A 19,762-nucleotide genomic window follows, 5' to 3' on the forward strand; every position below is an offset into this window, starting at 1 on the left:
TCGCTCCCCTTACTTGGTTTCGGTCGGGGCCGGGTTGCGGTCGTACTCTTCGCCGAGGAGGCCCGTGTTGCCGTCCTGGCGCAGCTTCTCCAGGTGTGCCTGGAACTCGGCGTCGGAAACGACCTTTACGCGGAACAGCATTTCGGAGTGGTATTCGCCACAGAGTTCGGCGCACTTGCCGTCGTAGGTTCCCTCCTTGGTGGGGGTGAACCTGATGTAGTTCGTCTTTCCGGGGATCATGTCGCGCTTCTGCAGGAAGGCGGGGACCCAGAAGGAGTGGATGACGTCGCGGGCGTTCAGCTCGAGGTCAACCGACTTGTCGACCGGGAGGTACAGGGTGGGCAGCTTTTCCTTGTCCACTTCCTCGCCGGTGAGGTGCGCCTGGACGCCGGCTTCGTGGACATCCTCGCGGATGACGTCGCCCTTTTTGTAGTTGAAGTCCCACGCCCACTGCTTGCCGCGGACGTCTACGACGACGTCGGCCGGCTCGGCGCGGTTGTCGATCGCCTGCTGGTCGCGGTCGGTGAAGTAGAAGAACACCAGCACCATGAACAGCGGGATCGTGAGGTAGAAGACCTCCAGGGGCAGGTTAAAGCTGTTCTGCCGCGGGAACCCGACGGTGCCCTTGCGGCGCCGGTAGGCGACGATGCACCAGATCATCAGGCCCCAGGTAATGACGCCCACGATCAGGGCGGCAATCCATGAGTTGACCCAGAGGTCCATGATGCGGTCAGTGTGGTTGGTGGTGCCACGCTCAGTGGGCAGCCACCCTTTCTGTACCTCTGGTGAACATCCAGTCAAAGCCAACGCGCCGGCGAGTGCCAAGCCAGTGATCGTAGTGATCTGTTTGCGTCGGCTGCCGGTTCGGTTCTGCGAACTCACAGACGGCCCTTCCTACTTGTTGCTGTCGCCCGGGCCGCAAAATGGCGGTCAGGGCACACGAAAAGTTTTACTACTCGGTGTAGAGCTTACCGCTCCCCGCGAGTTTTCGCCCACATGTCCGCGCCGTGCGTCGGGACCTTTATGCCGGGTCCGCTCGTTGTGAATCCTGCGGCACTAAGGCCGGGCAGATTGCCCGGCCTTAGTGGAAGGAATCACCGCAGGCGCAGGAGCCGCCGGCATTGGGATTGTCGATGGTGAAGCCCTGCTTGGAGATGGTGTCCTCGAAATCGATGCTGGCACCGCTGAGGTACGGGACGCTCATCTTGTCGACAACAACTTCGACGCCGTCATAGTCGCGGACGGCGTCGCCGTCGAGGAGCCGTTCGTCGAAGTAGAGCTGGTAAATGAGGCCAGAGCAGCCGCCGGGCTGCACGGCCACGCGGAGGCGCAGATCGGTGCGGCCTTCCTGTTCAAGCAGGCTGCGGACCTTGCCGGCCGCGACGTCGGTCAGTTTGACCTCGTGCGTTGCCAGTTCCCCGTCCGCCGTGGCGGTGGTGTCGGCGCTGTTTTCATTCGTTGTAGTGCTCATGGCCTACCTTCTAACGACGGTGGTGGCGGCGCCGCTCCCGCGGCACCCGCCCCTACTTCAACGGTACGGGCTATAGCTACATGCTACGTCGATCAGCCCTGTAGCTCTAACTCCTGACGTAACCGTCCCAGCCGGCCGGATGTTCCGTGGGAACCACTGCCGGCGGGTCCGCTCAGGCCAGTCCTTCCTCATTCAGTCGGGCCAGCATCAGGGCTTCGGCCACGATGGCGTTCCGGAAGTCCGCGAGGTGGAGGGATTCGTTCGCGCTGTGCGCCCGGGAATCGGGATCCTCGACGCCGGTGACCAGGATTTGCACATCAGGGTACAGCTCGGTGAGGTCGGCGATGAACGGAATCGAGCCGCCGATGCCGGTCTCCACGGCCGGGACGCCCCACGCCTCCCCGAGCGCCCACATCGCGATGCTGGCAGCCTGGGAGGAGGTGTCCGTGAGGAAGGCGTTGCCGCTCTCCCCCGGCGTGAAGACGACGTGGGCGCCGAAGGGCGCGTTGGCTTCCACATGCCGGCGGACGGCGTCCATTGCCTCGGCCGGATCCTGTCCGGGCGCGAGCCGCAGGCTGAACTTCGCGCGCGCCCGGGGCAGGAGGGTGTTGGAGGCGACGTCCACGGCGGGGGCGTCGAAGCCGATGATCGACAGTGCCGGTTTGGTCCACAGCCGCGAGGCGATCGTCCCGGTGCCGGCGAGCCGGACGCCGTCGAGCACCGAGGCATCGGCGCGGTATTGCTCTTCGGAGAGGTCAACGGTGGCGTCGTCCCGGCTGGCCAGGCCGGCGATCGCCACGTTGCCCGCATCGTCGTGCAGGGTGGCGATCAGACGGGAGAGCAGGGTCAGGGCGTCCAGCACGGGACCGCCAAACATGCCGGAGTGGACGGCGTGATCCAGGACCTTGACCTCGATGGTGCCGTCGACCAGGCCGCGGAGGCTCGTGGTCAGCGCGGGGATGCCGACTTTCCAGTTGCTGGAGTCCGCCACGACGATCACATCGGCGCGCAGCAGTTCCCGGTGGGTTTCGAGGAAGGTCCGGAAGGTCGGCGAGCCGGCTTCCTCCTCCCCCTCGAAGAAGAAGGTCACGCCGAGGCCCAGGTCGTCGCCCAGCACGCGGGTCACCGCCGAGTAGGCCGCGATGTGCGCGAGGATCCCGGCTTTGTCATCGGCCGCGCCGCGCCCGTACAGCCGCCCGTCGCGCTCGACGGCGGTGAACGGCTCCGTCTCCCACAGCGCCAGGTCACCGGTGGGCTGCACATCGTGGTGCGCGTACAGCAGGATCGTCGGTTTGCCCGGGGCGGCCGGACGGCGGGCGACGACGGCGGGGCCGCCGGGCGCCCCGTCTTCCTTGTCGCAGCGCAGGATCAGCACCTCGTCGAAGCCGCTGGCCCGGACCAGTTCGGCGACGGCGTCGGCACTGGCGTTCAGCGGGGCGGGGTCGAAGCTGGGCCACGCGATGCCCGGGATGGCGACGAGCTCGGCCAGCTGGGCGATCGTGGTGTCGAACGATTCGGTAACGGCCTGGCGGAGGGCCTCGGTGTCAACGTTTCCGGCCCGGGCGGTGACGGTTTGCGGGTTCCCCGCGGGTGATGAAGTCATGGCCAGAACACTACCGGTGCGATGGATCACTCCAAACCTTCAATATGGACGCAGCGCGTCCTTGGCCGTGTGGGCCGGGTCTCGTGCGTGCCGCACCGGGGTATTCTGTAGGGGTGTTTGGACGTAAAAAAGAAGCGCCATCGGCGCAGGACATAGTTGACCAGCAGGCGGCCGGGGCAGCAGCCCGGGACATCGCCCTCGGCAAGGGCGCGCCCACGCCCAAGCGCAGCGCGCAGGTGGCGGCCCGCAAGCGGCCGCTCGTGCCCGAGGACCGCAAGGCCTCCAAAGCCGCCGAGCGTGCAGCGGTCCAGGAGCAGCGGATCAAGATGCGGAAGGCCATGGACACCGGCGACGAGAGGTTCCTGCCGCTGCGCGACAAGGGCCCGCAGAAGCGCTTCGCCCGGGACTATGTGGATGCCCGCTTCAGCCTCGGCGAATATTTGATGTTCGGCGCGCTCATCTTCGTGATTGTCTCACTCCTCGTCCCGTCCTCCAGCGAACAGATGATCTACGTCCTGGGCGGGTTCTGGGTGATGTTCCTCGCGGTCTTCGTTGACGTCTTTATCCTGTCCCGAAAGCTCAAGAAGCGTCTGGAGGCGAAGTTCGGGGACGTGGAGCGCGGCACCGTCTGGTACGGCTCCATGCGTTCGCTGCAGTTCCGCCGCCTGCGCCTTCCCAAGCCCCTCGTCAAGCGCGGCGAATACCCCGCCTGATTCCATGCCATCAACCCCGAGCCCCCGGCAGTCTGACTGCCGGGGGCTCTGTCGTCCCCAGGCATTCGGGCGACGGTCCGTCCGGTGCCGGGTGGCTCAGCGCCGGGACGGGTGCTTCGCGAGCAGCCGGTTGATGCGGGCGGCCCAGAACGGTCCTTCATAGAGGAATGCCGTGTATCCCTGCACGAGGGTGGCGCCGGCGTCGAGCCGTTGCTGGACGTCCTGCACGGTTTCGACGCCGCCCACGGAGACCAGGGTCAGCCTGCCGCCGGTGGCCGCCTTCAGCCGTGCGAGCACCTCCAGCGACCGCTGCTTCAGCGGTGCGCCGGACAGTCCTCCGGCGCCGCACGCCGCCACCTTTTCGACGCTGGAGGAGAGCCCGGTGCGGGCGATGGTGGTGTTGGTGGCGATGATTCCGTCCAGATTCAGGTCCAGTGCCAGCCGCGCGACGTCGTCGATGTCTTCATCGCTGAGGTCCGGGGCGATCTTGACCAGCAGCGGAACGTGGCGTCCGGACGCCTGGTCCGCTGCCTCCCCCACGGCCGTCAGCAGCGGGCGCAGAGTTTCGACATCCTGCAGCAGCCGCAGTCCCGGTGTGTTCGGGGAGCTGACGTTGACCACGAGGTAGTCGGCGGCGGGCGCCAGGCTGCGGGCGCTGACCAGGTAGTCCGCCACCGCGTCCTCAAGTTCCACGACCTTGCTCTTGCCGATGTTGACGCCGATCACCGGGCGGACACCGGGGCGGCGTCGCTGCAGGGCGGCGCGGGCGGACTTCAGGCGGGGGGCCACGGCGGCGGCCCCGTCATTGTTGAAACCCATTCGGTTGATCACGGCCCGGTCCTCAACGAGGCGGAAGAGCCGCGGCGCGGGGTTCCCCGGCTGGGCCTGCCCGGTGATGGTGCCGACCTCGACATGGCCGAAACCCAGCTCGGTGAGGGCCTCAATGCCGTGGCCCTCCTTGTCGAATCCGGCCGCCAGACCAAACGGGGAGGGGAACGTCAGGCCGAACGCCTGGGTCTGGAGTGAAACTGCCGGTGCGGTGAACTTCTGCAGCACCCGGCCGGCGCCGCAGGAGTGGACGAGCCGGATGGCCTTGAAGCCGATCTTGTGGGCGCGTTCGGCGTCCATCCATGAGAAGGCCAGCCGGAAGAAAGTCGGATATACGCGCATGGCTCTAGTTTTGCGGTTCCGGCGGCCCAGACCAAACCCGCAGGCCACCGGGCGCTAGCATGAAGCAATGAACTGGGTACCCGACATCCTCGGCGACGACTTCGAAGCCTGCACCGTCGCGGCGGCCGGACCAGATGGCGTCGAGCGGACCGCCACGCTGGTGCGGCACGTCCCCGGCGCAGGAAGTGCCTCCGGCGGAGCTGCCCCCGGGATCGCTGCAGCCGCCGGGGGCCGGGCCCGCGCGGTGCTGTTCCTGCACGGCTGGAGTGACTACTTCTTCAACGAGGAACTCGCCGAATTCTGGACCGGCCAGGGCTTCGCGTTCTTCGCCCTTGACATGCACAACCACGGCAGGAGCCTCCACGCCGGCGCGCACGGCGGCTATGTGGCCGACCTGGACGACTACGACGCCGAGATCACCGCGGCGGTCGGCATCATCGCCTCCCTGCACCCCGACGCTGAAGCGCGGCCGACGGTGGCACTGATGGGGCATTCCACCGGCGGGCTGATCGCCGCGCTGTGGGCCAGCCGGCATCCGGGGATGGTCTCGCAGTTGATCCTCGACAGCCCGTGGCTGGAAATGCACGGCAGCCCGGCCGTCCGCCGCGCGGCCCGGACCATGGTGGAACCGCTCGCGCGGTTCCGGCCCGAAGCCGTCATTCGGCTCCCCGAACGCGGCTTTTACTGGCGCAGCATCAGCAGCGCCGCAGAGGGCGAATGGACCCTGGATGACAACTACCGCCCGCCCCGGGCGTTCCCCGTCCGGGCCGGGTGGCTAAGCGCGGTCCTCAGCGGGCAGTCGAGGGTGGCGCGCGGGCTGAACATCGACGTGCCGATTTTGGTGCTGATCTCCGGAGCCAGCGCCACCGGGATGTTCTGGAAGGAGTCCATGCGGCGCACCGACGCGGTCCTGGACGTCAACACCATTGCCCTGCGGGCCCTCAGCCTGGGACGGACCGTTACGCTCGAACGGATCGACGGTGCACTGCATGATGTGTTCCTGTCCGCCCCGCGCGTCCGCGCCGACGCCTACGCCCGGCTGGCCCGCTGGCTCCGTGCGTACGTGCTCGACGACGGCGGTGCGGCGTGACGCTCGCCGGGGTGCGGCCGCTGTGGCGTCAAGACGTGCTCGGCAGCCGCTTCGCGCGCCTGGAACTGCCCCTGGCGCCGGACGACGAGGGGCCCGTTGTCGCGACCCTGGTGCGGCACGCAGGCCCGGACGGAGTTGCGGCGGTCCGGGCCCCGGGCCGGGCCGCTCCGGACCCGGCAGCTCCGGACCCGCGGGCACCGGCGAAGGTGGTCCTCTACCTGCACGGCTGGGCGGACTATTTCCTGCAGGCCGAACTCGCCGACCACCTCGTCGCCAGCGGCTTCCACTTCTATGCCCTGGACCTGCGGAAGTTCGGGCGCAGCCTCCGGGACTGGCAGACCCCCGGCTACACCACGGACCTGGCCGTTTATGACGAGGACATCGCTGCAGCGCTGGCAGCGATCGGCTCCGACATCGCCGGCCGCACCGGCAGCTCCGCGGCGCCGACGGTGCACGTGCTCGCGCATTCCCTCGGCGGCCTCGTGGCAGCGCTGTGGGCAGACCGGAATCCGAGGAAGGTCGGCACCCTGGTCCTCAATGCCCCCTGGCTGGAACTCCAGGGCAGCAGCCTGATCCGGAACATCGCGGTGCATCTGGTGGAACCACTGGCGCGCGCCGACCCGCGCCGGGCCCTCCTGCTGCCCAGCATGCCCGGCTACTGGGACAGCGTGGGCGACACAGCCCACGGCGAATGGGCCCTGGATCCCGCGTGGCGTCCGCGGGAATCGTTCCCCGTCCGGCCCGGCTGGATGAAGGCCGTCCTGGCCGGCCACGCGGCCGTGGCGCAGCGGCTCGACATCAGCTCTCCGGTGCTGGTGATGCTGTCCGGACGCACCCGGATCCAGGCCGAATGGTCCGAGGAACTCATGGGACTCGACGCCGTGATCGATGTCGAGGAAACGGCACGCAGTGCGCTCAGGCTGGGCCGCCGGACGGCCGTCTTCCGGTACCCGGGGGCGATCCACGACATCTTCCTGTCCCGCCGCGCAGTGCGGCAGGAAGCCTACGACGACCTCGTCCTCTGGCTCAGCCTGTACCCGGGCTGACTGTGCTGACTGACCGGGCGCCCTTGGCGTCAGGCCGGGCCGGCGGGGGCCGCGTCCACCGCACCGCCGTAGCGGCGGTCCCGCTGGGCGTAGACCTCGACGGCGTCCCACAGCGTGCGGCGGTCCACGTCGGGCCAGAGCGTGTCCATAAAGACGAACTCCGCATACGCCGACTGCCACAGCATGAAGTTCGAGAGCCGCTGCTCCCCGGAGCTGCGCAGGAACAGGTCGACGTCCGGCAGGTCCGGCTCATCCAGGTATTTCTGGATCGTCTTTTCGGTGATGGCACCCGGCTTGAGCCGGCCGGCGGCGACTTCCTCCGCAATCGCGGACACCGCGTCCGCGATTTCGGCGCGCCCCCCGTAGTTAACACACATGTTCAACGTGCACGTGCTGTTGCCGCGGGTGAAATCCTCGGCCTCCTCCAGTTCCCGGATCACCGAGCCCCAGAGCCGGGGGCGCCGGCCGGACCAGCGGATCCGGACGCCCCACTCATCAAGCTGGTTGCGCTGGCGACGTAGCACATCCTTGTTAAATCCCATCAGGAAGCGCACTTCCTCGGGCGAGCGGCGCCAGTTTTCGGTGGAGAAGGCGTAGACGCTCACGTACTCGATGCCGAGCTCAATCGCCCCGGCCACCACGTCCAGCAGGGCCGGCTCCCCCGCCTTGTGGCCTTCGATCCGGGGCAGGCCGCGCTGGTTGGCCCAGCGTCCGTTGCCGTCCATCACGATCGCGACGTGGCGGGGAATGAACTCCGCCGGGATCGCCGGGGGCACGGCTCCGGAGGGATGCGGGTACGGGCGCACCACGGGGGTGCTCCGCTGCCGGACCGGATTCTTCTTTTTACCCAACGCCACAGTTACGTTCGCTCCACATGTTTGAGGGATTTGAGGACACGTTCCAGATGCCACTGCAGGTAGCTGGCCACGAGGCCTGCGGCCTCCCGGCGGTGCATGCGGACGGACGCGTCCGCCGTCGTCCAGTCACCAGTGAGCAGCGCGCCGAGCAGCACGACGGTTTCCTTGGCCGGCGCGGGCGATCCCGGCGGCCGGCAGTCGGCGCACACCATGCCGCCGAGCGGAGCCGAGAACGCAGTGTGCGGCCCGCGGGCCCCGCAGCGTGCACAGTTGGTGAAGCTCGGTGCCCAGCCGCCGGTGGCGAGGGCGCGCAGCAGGTACGAATCGAGGATGAGTTCCGGGCTGTGGTCCCCGCGGCTCAGCGATGCCAGGGCCCCGACGAGGAGGTTGTACTGGGCCGTGCCCGCTTCACCGTCGACGTCGGTAAGCTTCTCGGCCGTCTCCGTCATGGCCGCAGCGACGGTGTAGCGGCCGTAGTCCGCGGCGATGTTGCTGCCGTAGGCCCCTTTGGCGACGGCCTGCGTGACAATGTCCAGGGTGCGGCCGGAGATCAGTTGCAGGTCCGCGACCATAAAGGGTTCCAGCCGGGCGCCGAAGCGGCTGCTGGTGCGCCGGACGCCCTTGGCCACCGCGCGGACCTGGCCGTGGTGCTTGGTGAGGATGGTGATGATGCGGTCCGCTTCACCCAGCTTGTGGGTGCGCAGGATGACCCCGTCATCACGGTAGGCGCGGGAGGCAAAGGAGGAGGTATGGGCCACGGTTAATCTTCGCACTGTCTTTGAAGGAAACGCTGCCTATCGGGAAACGCCGCAGTTCAGGCAGACTGCGCCGCCGGAGGACCCGGCGGCGCAGTGACGGCCGGCTCAGGCGCGGGCGTCCCGGATGGCGCGGTTCACGGCCGAGATGACGGCCTTGAGCGAGGACGTGGACGTATTGGCGTCGATCCCGACGCCCCACAGCACACGCTCCCCCACGGCGCATTCGACATAGGCCGCGGCGAGGGCACTGCCACCTTCGGACAGGGCATGTTCGCTGTAGTCGAGCACCCGGACGTCGACACCGTCTTCGCGAAGGATGCTCAGCAGCGCGGCGATCGGTCCGTTGCCGGTCCCGGTGCGGTGGACCGGGGTGCCGTCGACCTTGAGCGCGGCGTGCAGCGTCATGAAACCGTCCTCGTCCGTCTCGGTGCTGAACGAGCCGAGGGCGTAACGGCCCCACTGCGCGTCGGCCGAGCCGGCGGGCAGGTATTCATCCTGGAACACCTGCCAGAGCTGGGCGCCGCTGACTTCGCCGCCCACGGTGTCGGTCTGCTTCTGGATGACACCGGAGAATTCGATCTGGGCGCGCCGCGGCAGGTCCAGGTTGTGCTCGTTCTTCAGCAGGTAGGCGACGCCGCCCTTGCCCGACTGGGAGTTGACGCGGATGACGGCCTCGTAGCTGCGGCCGAGGTCCTTCGGGTCGACCGGCAGGTACGGGACCTGCCAGGGGTAGTCCGCCACGTCCTTGCCGGCGGCGGCGGCGTCCTTCTCCAGGGCTTCCAGGCCCTTCTTGATGGCGTCCTGGTGCGAACCGGAGAACGCGGTGAAGACGAGGTCCCCGCCATACGGACTGCGCTCGGCCACGGGCAGCTGGTTGCAGTACTCCACGGTGCGGCGGACTTCGTCGATGTCGGAGAAGTCGATCATCGGATCAATGCCCTGGACGAACATGTTCAGGCCCAGCGTCACCAGGTCCACGTTGCCGGTCCGCTCGCCGTTGCCGAACAGGCAGCCTTCGATCCGGTCCGCGCCGGCCAGGTAGCCCAGCTCGGCGGCCGCGACGCCGGTGCCGCGGTCATTGTGCGGGTGCAGGGACAGGATGATGCCCTCCCGCGGGTGCAGGTTCCGGCTCATCCACTCAATGGAGTCGGCGTAGACGTTGGGGGTGGCCATTTCCACCGTGGCCGGCAGGTTGATGATGACCTGGCTGTCGGCAGAGGCCTCGAAGACGTCGGCGATGGCGTTGCAGACCCGCACGGCGTACTCCAGCTCGGTCCCGGTGAAGGATTCGGGCGAGTACTCGTAGGTGATGTGGGTGTCCTGCAGGGTCTCTTCGTACTTCTTGCACAGCCGTGCGCCCTGCAGGGCGATGTCCAGGATGCCGTCCTCGTCCTGGTTGAAGACGACCCGGCGCTGCAGGACCGATGTCGAGTTGTACAGGTGCACGATGGCCTGCCGGGCGCCGACCAGGGACTCGTAGGTCCGCTCGATCAGGTGCTCGCGGGCCTGGGTCAGGACCTGGATGGTGACGTCGTCCGGGATGTGGTTGCCCTCGATCAGCTGGCGGACGAAGTCGAAGTCCGTCTGCGAGGCGGAGGGGAACCCGACTTCGATTTCCTTGTAGCCCATCCGGACCAGCAGCTGGAACATCTTCAGTTTGCGGGCGGGGCTCATCGGGTCGATCAGGGCCTGGTTGCCGTCGCGCAGGTCCACGGCGCACCAGCGCGGGGCCTGGGTGATGACCTTGTCCGGCCAGGTGCGGTCCGGCAGTTCAACCGTGATCAGGTCCTGGAAGGGGACGTAGCGGTGGACGGGCATTCCTGAGGGCATCTGTGCGTTTCGCATTACAATCGGGGCCTTTTCTGTAATTCCTGATGAAAGGGTGGCCGGGCAACACAAACTCCGCAGCGAGGGTGGGCCTTGCGCTAGATCGCGTCTGAGGCCTCGCCGCGGCAGCTAAGAAGAAGCAGTTCTGCGCGCACCTTTTCACAGTAACACGGGTGCGTAAGATGAAGGAGCCACACCTCCGTAACGTCCACCATGCAGACCGGCGACCCGAATCAAGGCGGTCCCGGGCTGCCTCTCAAAGGAGCATCCGTGCCACTTTCGGGGATTGCCCTGTCCAACATCGACGCCAGTGTCCGGCCGCAGGATGATCTGTATCAGCATGTCAACGGCACCTGGCTCAAGAGCACCGGGATCCCGGACGACCGGGCCCTGGAGGGGACGTTCACGGCGCTGCGGGACGGCTCGGAACTTGCGGTGAGGGAAATCATCGAAGACGCGGCCGCCCGCGGCGCGGAGTCCACCGGGATCGAGCAGAAGATCGGGGACCTCTACAACAGCTTCATGGACGAGGCCGCGGTGGAGTCCAAGGCACTGGACCCGATCCGGGAGCGGCTCGCCGAGGTGTTCGCCACGCAGACGGTCGCCGACCTCGTGGCGCTCTCCGGGCGCCTGTTCCGCGCGGACGTGGGCGGGCTCTTCTACATCTATCCCGCCCCAGACGCCGGCAACCCGGACCGGATCCTGCTGTACACCGGCCAGGGCGGACTGGGCCTGCCGGATGAATCCTATTACCGGGACGCGAAGTTCGCCGCGGTGGTCCAGGCCTACCAGGACCATGTGGCTACCGTTTTTATCCTGGCCGGCATCTCCGACGCGGAGGCAGCGGCCGGCCGGGTCGTGGCGCTGGAGACGGCGCTGTCCGCGCACCACTGGGACAAGGTCACCCTGCGGGATCCGCAGAAGACGTACAACCTGAAATCCGCCGATGAGGCCACGGAACTCTTTCCGCTCCTTACGACCTGGTTCGACGCCGCCGCCATCACACCCGAGAAGCGCGCCGAACTGGTCGTCAGCACTCCGGACTTCTTCGCCGGAGCGGCCGCCCTGCTGGACTCCGAGCCCCTGTCCGTCTGGCAGGAATGGCTTGCCCTGCGCGTTGTCAGCGCGGCCGCACCATACCTCTCGGCCGCGTTGGTGGACGCTAACTTCGCTTTTTACGGCACCACGCTCAGCGGGACACCGCGGAACAAGGACCGGTGGAAGCGCGGGGTCGCCGTCGTCGAGGCTGCCCTTGGCGAGGCCGTGGGCCAGATCTACGTGGCCCGGCACTTCCCGGAGACGCACAAGGCCCGGATGGAGTCGCTGGTCTCGAATCTGATCGAGGCGTACCGCGCATCCATCACCGGCCTGGCGTGGATGGGCGAGGACACGAAACATGAGGCGCTGAAGAAGCTCGATTCCTTCCGGGCCAAGATCGGCTACCCGGACAAGTGGATCGACTACTCCGCGGTGGAGATCGACGCGTCCGATCTGCTCGGCAACGTCGAACGCGCGCATAACGCCGACGTCGACCGGCACCTTGATGAGGTGGGCAAGCCCGTGGACCGGGAGAAGTGGCTGATGACGCCGCAGACGGTGAATGCCTACTACCACCCGCTGCTCAACGAGATCGTTTTCCCCGCGGCGATCCTGCAGCCGCCCTTCTTCACCGCCGACGCCGACGATGCCGTCAACTACGGTGGCATCGGCGCCGTCATCGGCCACGAAATCGGCCACGGTTTTGACGACCAGGGCTCCCAGTACGATGGCAGCGGGCTGCTCCGCAACTGGTGGACGGAGGACGACCGCACCGCCTTCGAATCGCTGGCCGCCAGGCTGGTGGCCCAGTTCGATGCCCTCTCCCCCGCCGCAGCACCCGGGCACACCGTCAACGGCAAACTGACCCTGGGCGAGAACATCGGCGACCTCGGCGGCCTGACGATTGCGTACAAGGCCTACCTGATCAGCCTCGGTGGCCAGGAGCCGCCGGTGCTGGACGGGCTGACCGGAGTGCAGCGCTTCTTTGCGTCCTGGGCTGCCAGCTGGCGGCAGGTCATCCGGACCGAGGAAGCGATCCGCAGGATCGCTACGGACCCGCACTCCCCCAACGAGTTCCGCACCAACCAGATCGCCAGGAACCTCAACGCCTTCCACGAGGCCTTCGGCACGGCGGAGCAGGACGGCATGTGGATGCCTTCGGACGAGCGCGTCAGCATCTGGTAGGCCGCCGGCGCGGGCTGGCCGGGCACGCACTGAGGGCCGGCAGCGGGAACAGTTCAGTTCCCGCGGCCGGCCCTCGCTGGCTTATTGGCGCCGCTACCGGGTGATCAGCGCCGGGTTGGCCTGCTGGCAGACGACATCACCGGCGGTCTGGTTGACGATGTCCGAGGGCAGCTGCACCGCGGCGTCCGCCCCGGGGGTGCCGCCCACCAGATCGCTGCCCAGGTAGACCTGGACGCCGGCGACACCGGCGGCCGGAAGCACCTGCGTCACCGGAATGCCCAGCAGGGTGGCAACATCGGCGGCCACAACCTCGGAGCCGGCACCGTAGTAGACGGCGGTCGCAGCGACCGGCCGGGCGGCCAGCTCGCCGAGCTGGGTGAAGCCGCCGGCGGTGAGGGCCTGGATGATTTCCTGGGTCCGCGCCGGAACGCCGGACCCGTTCGCGACCGTGACGGGCTGCGCCGCCTTGTCGTAGGCGGTGGCCGTCCCGCTGGGTGTCGGCTCGGCGCTGGCATTGGGATCCGGGGACGCGGACGGGCTCGGCGGCGCCGTCGGGTCCGTGAGGTCGATGTCCTTGCGCATCGCCGCGAAGAGCTGGGAAGCAGCGGGCTCCGCGACCTGCAGGCGGTTCGGGTCGCTCACCGCGGGGACCGTCGGGACGGCCACGAAGGCAACCTTTCCGACGTCGATGTTCTTCAGCCGGTTCCCGACCGTCAGCAGCGTCGGGATGGAGGCGAGCCCCTCGTCGATGGTCAGGTTCCTGGTGACGACGTCGGCGATCTCCAGCATCTTGGCGGGGTTGGACAACGTGCCGTCATCCTTCATCTTCCGCGTCAGGGAGGACAGGAAGCCCTGCTGCGCCCTGATCCTGCCGAGGTCGCCGCCGTCGGCGAAGGCGTGCCGGGTGCGCAGGAACGCCAGCGCCTGTTCGCCCTGGACCGTGGAGGTTCCCTTGGGGAGCCGCAGCTTCGAATCCGGGTCGTACACGGCGTCGCTGATGCAGACCTCCACACCGCCCACCGTGTTCGAGAGCTCCTTGACGGCGTTGAAGTCCGCCATCATAAAGTGGTCGATCTCCAGGCCGGTCAGTTTGTTGACCGTGTCCACGGCGCAGCCGATGCCGGCCTCCGACATGGCCTGGTTGATCATCACGTTCGCCCGCGCCGGAAATTCCTGCTTGGATTCCTGGTCGGTGCATTTGGGCGTGTCCACCAGCAGGTCGCGGGGGAAACTGACCACGCTGACACGCTTGTTGTCCGCCGAGATGTCCATCAGCATCATGACGTCGGAGTGCCCGAATCCGGTGGCGTCGTCGGACGTGCCGTAGCTCGAGTTCTTCCCGTCACGGGTGTCCGAGCCCAGAATGAGGATCTGCATCCGGTCCCGCGAGTTGTCCAGGGCGCCCTCGGTCTTGTCGCTGCCGGCCCCGAGTGATGCCTTGCTGATGTTGCCCTGCAGCCGGAGGACCCAGTAGGCGCCGAACACGAGGAGACCAACCAGCAGGATGGAGACAACGGCGCTGCCGAGCTTCAGCCAGCCGGGCGTGCGGTGGATGCGTCCCAGGTGCCGTGCCGGGCCGACGGCGGGGTCATCCGTGTGCCGGGCAGCAGACACTGACCGAACCGGGGATCCGGTTCCGTCTGCGCGGTCTTCACGGGGTCGAGACACAGTTGAGCCTTCTTTCACGAAAGGAGTCAGCCCATTTTAGAGTCCGAATCTGGGAATTCCCCGATGCCGGGCTCCATGGGAGCGGCGCAGGCCTCGCCGGCGCCGGGGTGGCGCCTAGAAGCCGAGCTTGACGAGCTGCTTCGGATCCCGCTGCCAGTCCTTGGCGACCTTCACGTGCAGGTCCAGGTAGATGCGCGCGCCGAGCAGCGCCTCGATCGCCTTGCGGGCGTTGGTGCCGACCTCACGGAGCCGGGCGCCGCCCTTGCCGATGATGATGGCCTTCTGCGAGGGTCGTTCCACGTAGAGGTTGACCCGAACGTCGAGGAAGGGCTTATCTTCGGGCCTGCCCTCCCGCGGTACGATCTCGTCGACGACGACGGCAAGGGAGTGCGGCAGTTCGTCGCGGACGCCCTCGAGGGCGGCTTCCCGGATGAGTTCGGCGATCATCACCGCTTCCGGCTCGTCCGTCAGGTGGCCGTCCGGGTAGAGCGGCGGCGACGGCGGCATGTGGGTGATCAGCACATCGGCGAGGGTTTCGACCTGGAAGCCGTCGGTGGCGGAGACCGGGACGATGTCCTTCCAGCCGCCCTCGCCGATGACGTCGCGGCCCAGGGCTGCCACGGCGAGCAGTTGCTCGGTGAGGGCCTGGCGGTCCACCGTATCGGCCTTCGTCACGATGGCGATGACCGGTTTGTTGCCGATGGCGGCGAGCTGGGCGGCGATGAACTTGTCGCCCGGGCCGATCTTCTCGTTGGCCGGAAGACAGAACCCAATGGCGTCAACCTCGGCGAGGGTGTCGGCGACGAGTTGGTTGAGCCGCTTTCCCAGCAGCGTGCGCGGGCGGTGCAGGCCCGGGGTGTCGACCAGGATCAGCTGCGCGTCGTCCCGGTGCACGATGCCCCGGATGGTGTGGCGCGTGGTCTGCGGCTTGGCCGACGTGATCGCGACCTTCTGGCCGACCAAGGCATTGGTGAGGGTCGACTTGCCCGCGTTGGGCCGCCCGACCAGCACCGCGAAACCGGCGCGGTAGCCGCCGTGGGCAGCCTCGCCGTCGGACTTATTCTGCTTGCTCACGTGAGACTCCCTGTTGGATTGGTGCGGCCTCGTCGAGAAGGTCTTCAAGGTCAGTTTCTACTGTTGGTACGGCCGCCGCAATGATGTGGCTGACGCGGTTCCGCCTGCCCTCGAGCCGATCGGCTCGGAGGGACAGGCCGTGGACCTCGACGGTGCTGCCGACAATCGGCACCCGGCCGAGGGCCTTGGCGAGCAGGCCGCCCACGGTGTCCACTTCGTCGTCGTCGAGCTCGAGGTCGAAAAGCTCACCCAGGTCTTCGATGCTCATCCGGGCGCTGACCCGGTAGCTTCCGTCGCCGAGTTCCACCGCCTCCGCGCTCTCGGTGTCGTATTCGTCGACAATCTCGCCGACAATTTCCTCGATGAGGTCCTCGAGGGTGACCAGCCCGGCCGTGCCGCCGTACTCGTCGATCACGATCGCGACGTGGGTCGATTCCTTCTGCAGTTCGCGCAGCAGCTCACTCACCGGCTTGGAGTCCGGCACGTAGCGCACCTCGCGGGCGAGCTCATCAACAACCGGCGGCTCCTCACCGGGGCCGAGGTTATGGATGACGGCGGCCACATCCTTGAGGTACACGATGCCCAGGACATGGTCGGTGTTCTCGCCGATGACGGGGATCCGGGAATAGCCCGAGCGCAGGAACAGCGACATGGCCCGGTGCAGGCTGGACCCGGAGTCGATGCAGAGGATGTCGGTGCGGGGCACCATGACGGAGCGGACCAGAGTGTCCCCGAAATCGAACACCGACTGGATCATCTCCGCCTCGTTGTCCTCGATCACGTCGGACTCCGTGGCCCGGTCCACAAGCTCGCGGAATTCCTCTTCGCTGAAGAACGCCTCGTTGTCCGCGGGCGCCCCGGGGGCCACCGCGCTGCCCAGGGTGACGAGCCAGCCCGGAATCGGGCCCAGGACCCAGCAGAGCCAGCGGATCAGCGGGGCGCTGAAGCGGACCAGGCCGGCCGAATGCACCCGGCCGAGCTGCCGCGGGGACACCCCGACGATCACGAAGCCCAGCAGGGCCATCACGCCGGTGGCGATCAGCCCGGAGAGCCAGACGTTGCCGAGCAGGCTGTTCAGCAGCACCGTCACGGCGACGGCGGAGGCCATATCGAACCAGATGCGCCAGAACCGCAGGGCCCGCATGTGCGCCACGGGCTGCGCCATGATGCGTTTGAGGGCGGTACCGCGGCTGTGCAGGATCGCGGCCTCGGCGTCGTGCCGGGAAAGGTAATTGAAGGCAGATTCGGCCGCGGTCAGGAACGCGGCAAAACTGAGGAACACCAGCGCCATGCCGGCAACGATCAGTGGCGTCACTGAATCGTCTCGGAGGGGGCGTCTTTACCTGTGAAGGCAGCGAGCAGTTCGCGCTGGAGGCCGAACATCTCCTCCTTCTCCTCGGGCTCCGCGTGGTCGAAGCCGAGCAGGTGCAGGATGCCGTGGGTGGTGAGGAGCAGCATCTCGTCCTGGGTGGAGTGGCCGGCGTTCGTCGCCTGGACCTCCGCGACCTGCGGGCAGATGGCGATGTCGCCGAGCATGCCCTGGGGCGTGGGCTTGTCCGGGGTGCCGGGCGTCAGCTCGTCCATGGGCACCGAGAGCACATCGGTGGAGCCCGGCTCGTCCATCAGCTCGATATGGAGCTTCTCCATAGCCGGCTCATCCACGAGGAGGATCGACAATTCGGCCTGCGGGTGGATGAAGAGTCGTTCGAAAATAAACCGGGACAGCTGGACCAGTTCGGCCTCATCGACGGTGACACCGGATTCGTTGTTGATCTCGATGCTCACGCGTGTTCCCCCCGCTTGTCGCGGGCCACGGAGTGCTTGACCCGGTTCCGCTGGATCTCGTCCCAGACGCTGTAGGCGTTGACGATGTCGCCCACCAGGCGGTGCCGGACGACGTCGGAGGCGTCGAGAACGGTGAAATTGACGTCGTCGATGCCCTGCAGGATGTCCTCCACGATGCGGAGCCCGGAGCGGGTCCCGAAGGGAAGGTCAACCTGCGTGACGTCGCCGGTGATGACCATTTTTGAGCCGAAGCCCAGCCGGGTGAGGAACATCTTCATCTGCTCCGGGGTGGTGTTCTGTGCCTCGTCCAGGATGATGAAGGCGTCGTTGAGCGTGCGCCCGCGCATGTAGGCCAGCGGAGCGACCTCGATGGTCCCGGCTGCGATCAGCCGCGGGATGGATTCGGGGTCCATCATTTCGTGCAGGGCGTCGTACAGCGGGCGCAGGTAGGGGTCGATCTTGTCGCTGAGCGTGCCGGGAAGGAATCCCAGCCGCTCCCCTGCCTCGACGGCGGGACGGGTCAGGATGATCCGGGTGACTTCCTTTTGCTGCAGTGCCTGCACGGCCTTGGCCATCGCCAGGTACGTCTTGCCGGTACCGGCCGGGCCGATTCCGAAGATCACCGTGTTGTCGTCAATCGCGTCCACGTAGTTCTTCTGGTTCAGCGTTTTCGGCCGGATCGTCTTGCCGCGGCTCGAGAGGATGTTGTGGGTGAGCACCTCGACCGGGTTCTGCAGTGACTGGCTCCGGAGCATCGACACGAGCTGCTGCAGTACCGAGGGGGTGACGACCGTGCCCCGGGCGACGAGTCCCCGGACCTCGTTGAGCAGGCGCATGATCCGCGGCACGTCGGCGGCCGGCCCGCTGATGGCGAGTTCGTTGCCGCGAACATGGAAGTCGACGGCCGGGAACTGGGCCTCAATGAAGCGCAGGGCCTCGTCATGACTGCCAAGGGACTGGACCATCTGATCGGAGTCGTCGAACAGGACCACCTCCGTCCGCAACCCTGGTAGGGAGTGGGGAAATTCACCTGCGGCGCGCTCTCCGGCGCTGATCCGGGCCTTGCCGTTCGCTGCTTCAGTCATGGTGTTGGCCCGCGGGCCTCTGGTCCCCTCCAGTAAAGGAAATAGTCTGTCCACTGATCCGGCCCCACGACGGTGCTCGCCTTCTGGTTCCGGGGTCAGCGGGTCCTTCTATCTTACGCCAGCGCGGCGCGTCGCACCGCGCTGGGCGCGACGGCCTGTCGGTCCGCCGCCCGGCGTCATCCGCCGCCGTTCCCGGTTTTAGGTATCAACTTCGTATCGGCCTCATATCGTTCCCGTTGCAGTTCCCGCCGGCCGGCCGGATCCTGGCGTTCGCGCCGGACCCGTATGCCATGCTGGAAACCGTCCCCCGGCACGGCTTTTGAGCCGGGCTGGGGGTGGTTGAACTCTAGGAATCCGAGCAGCGGAAGGCAGCGGCCATCAGGGATCGCGGGACTGGGCAGACAGCGGCAGGCAGGCGGAGACGTCCGGGCATGCCGCTGCTGGCGCTGCCCGCGGCGCTGGCCCTGGCCCTCACCGGCTGCGTGGCCACCCCCCAGACCGGCATCACGGATTCCGGTGCCCCGTCGCCGGTGCTGTCTGCCCAGGCGTCGGCACCGGCCACGAGCGCGCCGCTGGAAACCACGCAGGCGTCCAACAAGGCGCCGGTGTACTGGATCGGCCGGAGCAACGACAGCATGTTCCTCTACCGGGAGTTCCGTGAGGTTCCGGAACAGGACAACCCGGTCACACGCGCGCTCCGGGTCATGATGTCCGAGAAGCCGCTCGATCCGGACTTCTTCACCCCGTGGCAGAACCCCAAGAAACTGGCAAGCTCCATTTCGGGCAAGAACGTCATCACGGTGGACATGTCCGCGGATGCCTTCAACTCCAATGTGGACCCGGCCATGGCCGGGCGTGCGGTCCAGCAGCTCGTTTATACCGCGACGGCAGCCGCGGCCAGCGCGGGGCTGATCGACGCCGGCCAGCAGATCCAGGTGGTGGTGCTCGTGGACGGGCATACCGACTACGTGGCCTTCAACCACGTCCGGCTTGGGTCCCCGACGGCCCGCAGCGCCGGCATGGTCGCCCCGGTGTGGATCATTGATCCCCAGGAACGGACCTCCGTGGAGGACGGTGCCGTCAAGATCTCCGGCCGCAGCACCGCACCGGGCGGCAAACTTAAGTGGGAGATCCTGCGCATCGAGGGCAGCGTCGAGACCAGGTACCTGGACGGGACGGTCACGGCCTCGGCTGAGGCCGGCCAGTCGGGAGCTTTCGGCCTGTCAGTCAGCCTGGGGCCGGGCAACTACGAGGTCCGGGTGTCGCAGCTCGAAGAGGGCAACCCGGCCGAGGATCTGAACGTCGACACCCGAGGGTTCACGGTCAAATAGCGGACCCCGCCGGATTTCAGCGTCGACTGCTCCGTAACGGCCCTTTTGATCCCTCAAAACG

The 19,762-nt window shown here is 67.3% G+C and carries 17 protein-coding genes; 5 read left to right on the forward strand and 12 right to left on the reverse strand.

Features of this window, described 5'->3' with window-relative positions; translation table 11 throughout:
- Positions 1-9: 9 nt before the first annotated feature.
- From ctaC to ACZYZ3_RS00930, 3 genes are all read right to left on the reverse strand, one after another.
- A complete protein-coding gene (gene ctaC, locus ACZYZ3_RS00920; protein WP_307464788.1) occupies positions 10-882 on the reverse strand; it encodes an aa3-type cytochrome oxidase subunit II in 873 nt (290 codons plus the stop codon).
- Between the two features lie 199 nt (positions 883-1,081).
- Positions 1,082-1,471, reverse strand: coding sequence for a HesB/IscA family protein (locus ACZYZ3_RS00925; protein WP_463961987.1), 390 nt, complete (start codon positions 1,469-1,471; stop codon positions 1,082-1,084).
- Between the two features lie 172 nt (positions 1,472-1,643).
- The gene (locus ACZYZ3_RS00930) at positions 1,644-3,074 is read right to left on the reverse strand and encodes a dipeptidase (protein ID WP_463961988.1); all 1,431 of its coding nucleotides are present in this window, start codon (positions 3,072-3,074) and stop codon (positions 1,644-1,646) included.
- Positions 3,075-3,187: 113 nt separating this feature from the next.
- Here ACZYZ3_RS00930 and ACZYZ3_RS00935 point away from each other — a divergent pair, with 113 nt between their 5' ends.
- A complete protein-coding gene (locus tag ACZYZ3_RS00935) occupies positions 3,188-3,787 on the forward strand; it encodes a DUF3043 domain-containing protein (RefSeq protein WP_463961989.1) in 600 nt (199 codons plus the stop codon).
- 96 nt (positions 3,788-3,883) lie between these two features.
- Here ACZYZ3_RS00935 and ACZYZ3_RS00940 read toward each other — a convergent pair whose 3' ends face one another.
- The gene (locus tag ACZYZ3_RS00940; RefSeq protein WP_463961990.1) at positions 3,884-4,957 is read right to left on the reverse strand and encodes a quinone-dependent dihydroorotate dehydrogenase; all 1,074 of its coding nucleotides are present in this window, start codon (positions 4,955-4,957) and stop codon (positions 3,884-3,886) included.
- A 67-nt stretch (positions 4,958-5,024) separates the two neighbouring features.
- Here ACZYZ3_RS00940 and ACZYZ3_RS00945 point away from each other — a divergent pair, with 67 nt between their 5' ends.
- Together ACZYZ3_RS00945 and ACZYZ3_RS00950 are read left to right on the forward strand one after the other, a co-directional pair.
- Complete coding sequence (locus ACZYZ3_RS00945) at positions 5,025-6,047, forward strand: alpha/beta fold hydrolase (RefSeq protein ID WP_463961991.1); 1,023 nt, start codon at positions 5,025-5,027, stop codon at positions 6,045-6,047.
- Positions 6,044-7,093 carry an alpha/beta hydrolase gene (locus ACZYZ3_RS00950; protein ID WP_463961992.1) on the forward strand — a complete coding sequence of 350 codons (1,050 nt, stop codon included), beginning with the start codon at positions 6,044-6,046 and terminating at the stop codon, positions 7,091-7,093. Before ACZYZ3_RS00945 ends, ACZYZ3_RS00950 begins: the two co-directional genes overlap by 4 nt.
- Before the next feature lie 29 nt (positions 7,094-7,122).
- On the opposite strand, the gene ACZYZ3_RS00955 is transcribed toward ACZYZ3_RS00950, so the two are convergent.
- The 3 genes from ACZYZ3_RS00955 to leuA form a co-directional block, all read right to left on the reverse strand.
- Positions 7,123-7,950: an isoprenyl transferase gene (locus tag ACZYZ3_RS00955; protein WP_463961993.1), complete on the reverse strand. Its 828-nt coding sequence runs from the start codon at positions 7,948-7,950 to the stop codon at positions 7,123-7,125.
- Between the two features lie 2 nt (positions 7,951-7,952).
- Positions 7,953-8,708 (reverse strand): DNA repair protein RecO, encoded by a 756-nt coding sequence (recO, locus tag ACZYZ3_RS00960; protein WP_463961994.1) that lies wholly within the window; start codon positions 8,706-8,708, stop codon positions 7,953-7,955.
- Positions 8,709-8,813: 105 nt separating this feature from the next.
- Positions 8,814-10,553, reverse strand: a complete 1,740-nt coding sequence (gene leuA / locus ACZYZ3_RS00965; protein WP_463961995.1) for a 2-isopropylmalate synthase — start codon at positions 10,551-10,553, stop codon at positions 8,814-8,816.
- A gap of 252 nt (positions 10,554-10,805) precedes the next feature.
- Between leuA and ACZYZ3_RS00970 the strand changes: the two genes are divergently transcribed.
- Positions 10,806-12,758 carry a M13 family metallopeptidase gene (locus ACZYZ3_RS00970; protein ID WP_463961996.1) on the forward strand — a complete coding sequence of 651 codons (1,953 nt, stop codon included), beginning with the start codon at positions 10,806-10,808 and terminating at the stop codon, positions 12,756-12,758.
- A gap of 93 nt (positions 12,759-12,851) precedes the next feature.
- Here ACZYZ3_RS00970 and ACZYZ3_RS00975 read toward each other — a convergent pair whose 3' ends face one another.
- The 5 genes from ACZYZ3_RS00975 to ACZYZ3_RS00995 form a co-directional block, all read right to left on the reverse strand.
- Entirely contained in the window at positions 12,852-14,426 is a 1,575-nt protein-coding gene (locus ACZYZ3_RS00975) for an LCP family protein (RefSeq protein ID WP_463961997.1), read from the reverse strand.
- 114 nt (positions 14,427-14,540) lie between these two features.
- Positions 14,541-15,500, reverse strand: a complete 960-nt coding sequence (gene era / locus ACZYZ3_RS00980; RefSeq protein WP_463961998.1) for a GTPase Era — start codon at positions 15,498-15,500, stop codon at positions 14,541-14,543.
- Positions 15,484-16,815: a hemolysin family protein gene (locus ACZYZ3_RS00985; protein WP_463961999.1), complete on the reverse strand. Its 1,332-nt coding sequence runs from the start codon at positions 16,813-16,815 to the stop codon at positions 15,484-15,486. The genes era and ACZYZ3_RS00985 overlap by 17 nt, the downstream gene beginning before the upstream one ends.
- The gene (ybeY, locus tag ACZYZ3_RS00990; RefSeq protein WP_463962000.1) at positions 16,812-17,285 is read right to left on the reverse strand and encodes an rRNA maturation RNase YbeY; all 474 of its coding nucleotides are present in this window, start codon (positions 17,283-17,285) and stop codon (positions 16,812-16,814) included. The genes ACZYZ3_RS00985 and ybeY overlap by 4 nt, the downstream gene beginning before the upstream one ends.
- The gene (locus ACZYZ3_RS00995; RefSeq protein WP_463962001.1) at positions 17,282-18,370 is read right to left on the reverse strand and encodes a PhoH family protein; all 1,089 of its coding nucleotides are present in this window, start codon (positions 18,368-18,370) and stop codon (positions 17,282-17,284) included. The genes ybeY and ACZYZ3_RS00995 overlap by 4 nt, the downstream gene beginning before the upstream one ends.
- A gap of 431 nt (positions 18,371-18,801) precedes the next feature.
- Between ACZYZ3_RS00995 and ACZYZ3_RS01000 the strand changes: the two genes are divergently transcribed.
- Entirely contained in the window at positions 18,802-19,701 is a 900-nt protein-coding gene (locus tag ACZYZ3_RS01000) for a GerMN domain-containing protein (RefSeq protein WP_463962002.1), read from the forward strand.
- The last annotated feature ends 61 nt before the right edge of the window (positions 19,702-19,762 follow it).

The organism is Pseudarthrobacter linnaei (assembly GCF_055412825.1).

Excerpts from the sequence above, each read along its gene's own strand:
- ACZYZ3_RS00925 (WP_463961987.1), bottom strand. The coding sequence starts at position 1,471 with ATGAGCACTACAACGAATGAAAACAGCGCCGACACCACCGCCACGGCG.
- ACZYZ3_RS00930 (WP_463961988.1), bottom strand. The coding sequence starts at position 3,074 with ATGACTTCATCACCCGCGGGGAACCCGCAAACCGTCACCGCCCGGGCC.
- ACZYZ3_RS00940 (WP_463961990.1), bottom strand. The coding sequence starts at position 4,957 with ATGCGCGTATATCCGACTTTCTTCCGGCTGGCCTTCTCATGGATGGAC.
- ACZYZ3_RS00945 (WP_463961991.1), top strand. The coding sequence starts at position 5,025 with ATGAACTGGGTACCCGACATCCTCGGCGACGACTTCGAAGCCTGCACC.
- leuA (WP_463961995.1), bottom strand. The coding sequence starts at position 10,553 with ATGCGAAACGCACAGATGCCCTCAGGAATGCCCGTCCACCGCTACGTC.
- ACZYZ3_RS00995 (WP_463962001.1), bottom strand. The coding sequence starts at position 18,370 with ATGACTGAAGCAGCGAACGGCAAGGCCCGGATCAGCGCCGGAGAGCGC.
- ACZYZ3_RS01000 (WP_463962002.1), top strand. The coding sequence starts at position 18,802 with ATGCCGCTGCTGGCGCTGCCCGCGGCGCTGGCCCTGGCCCTCACCGGC.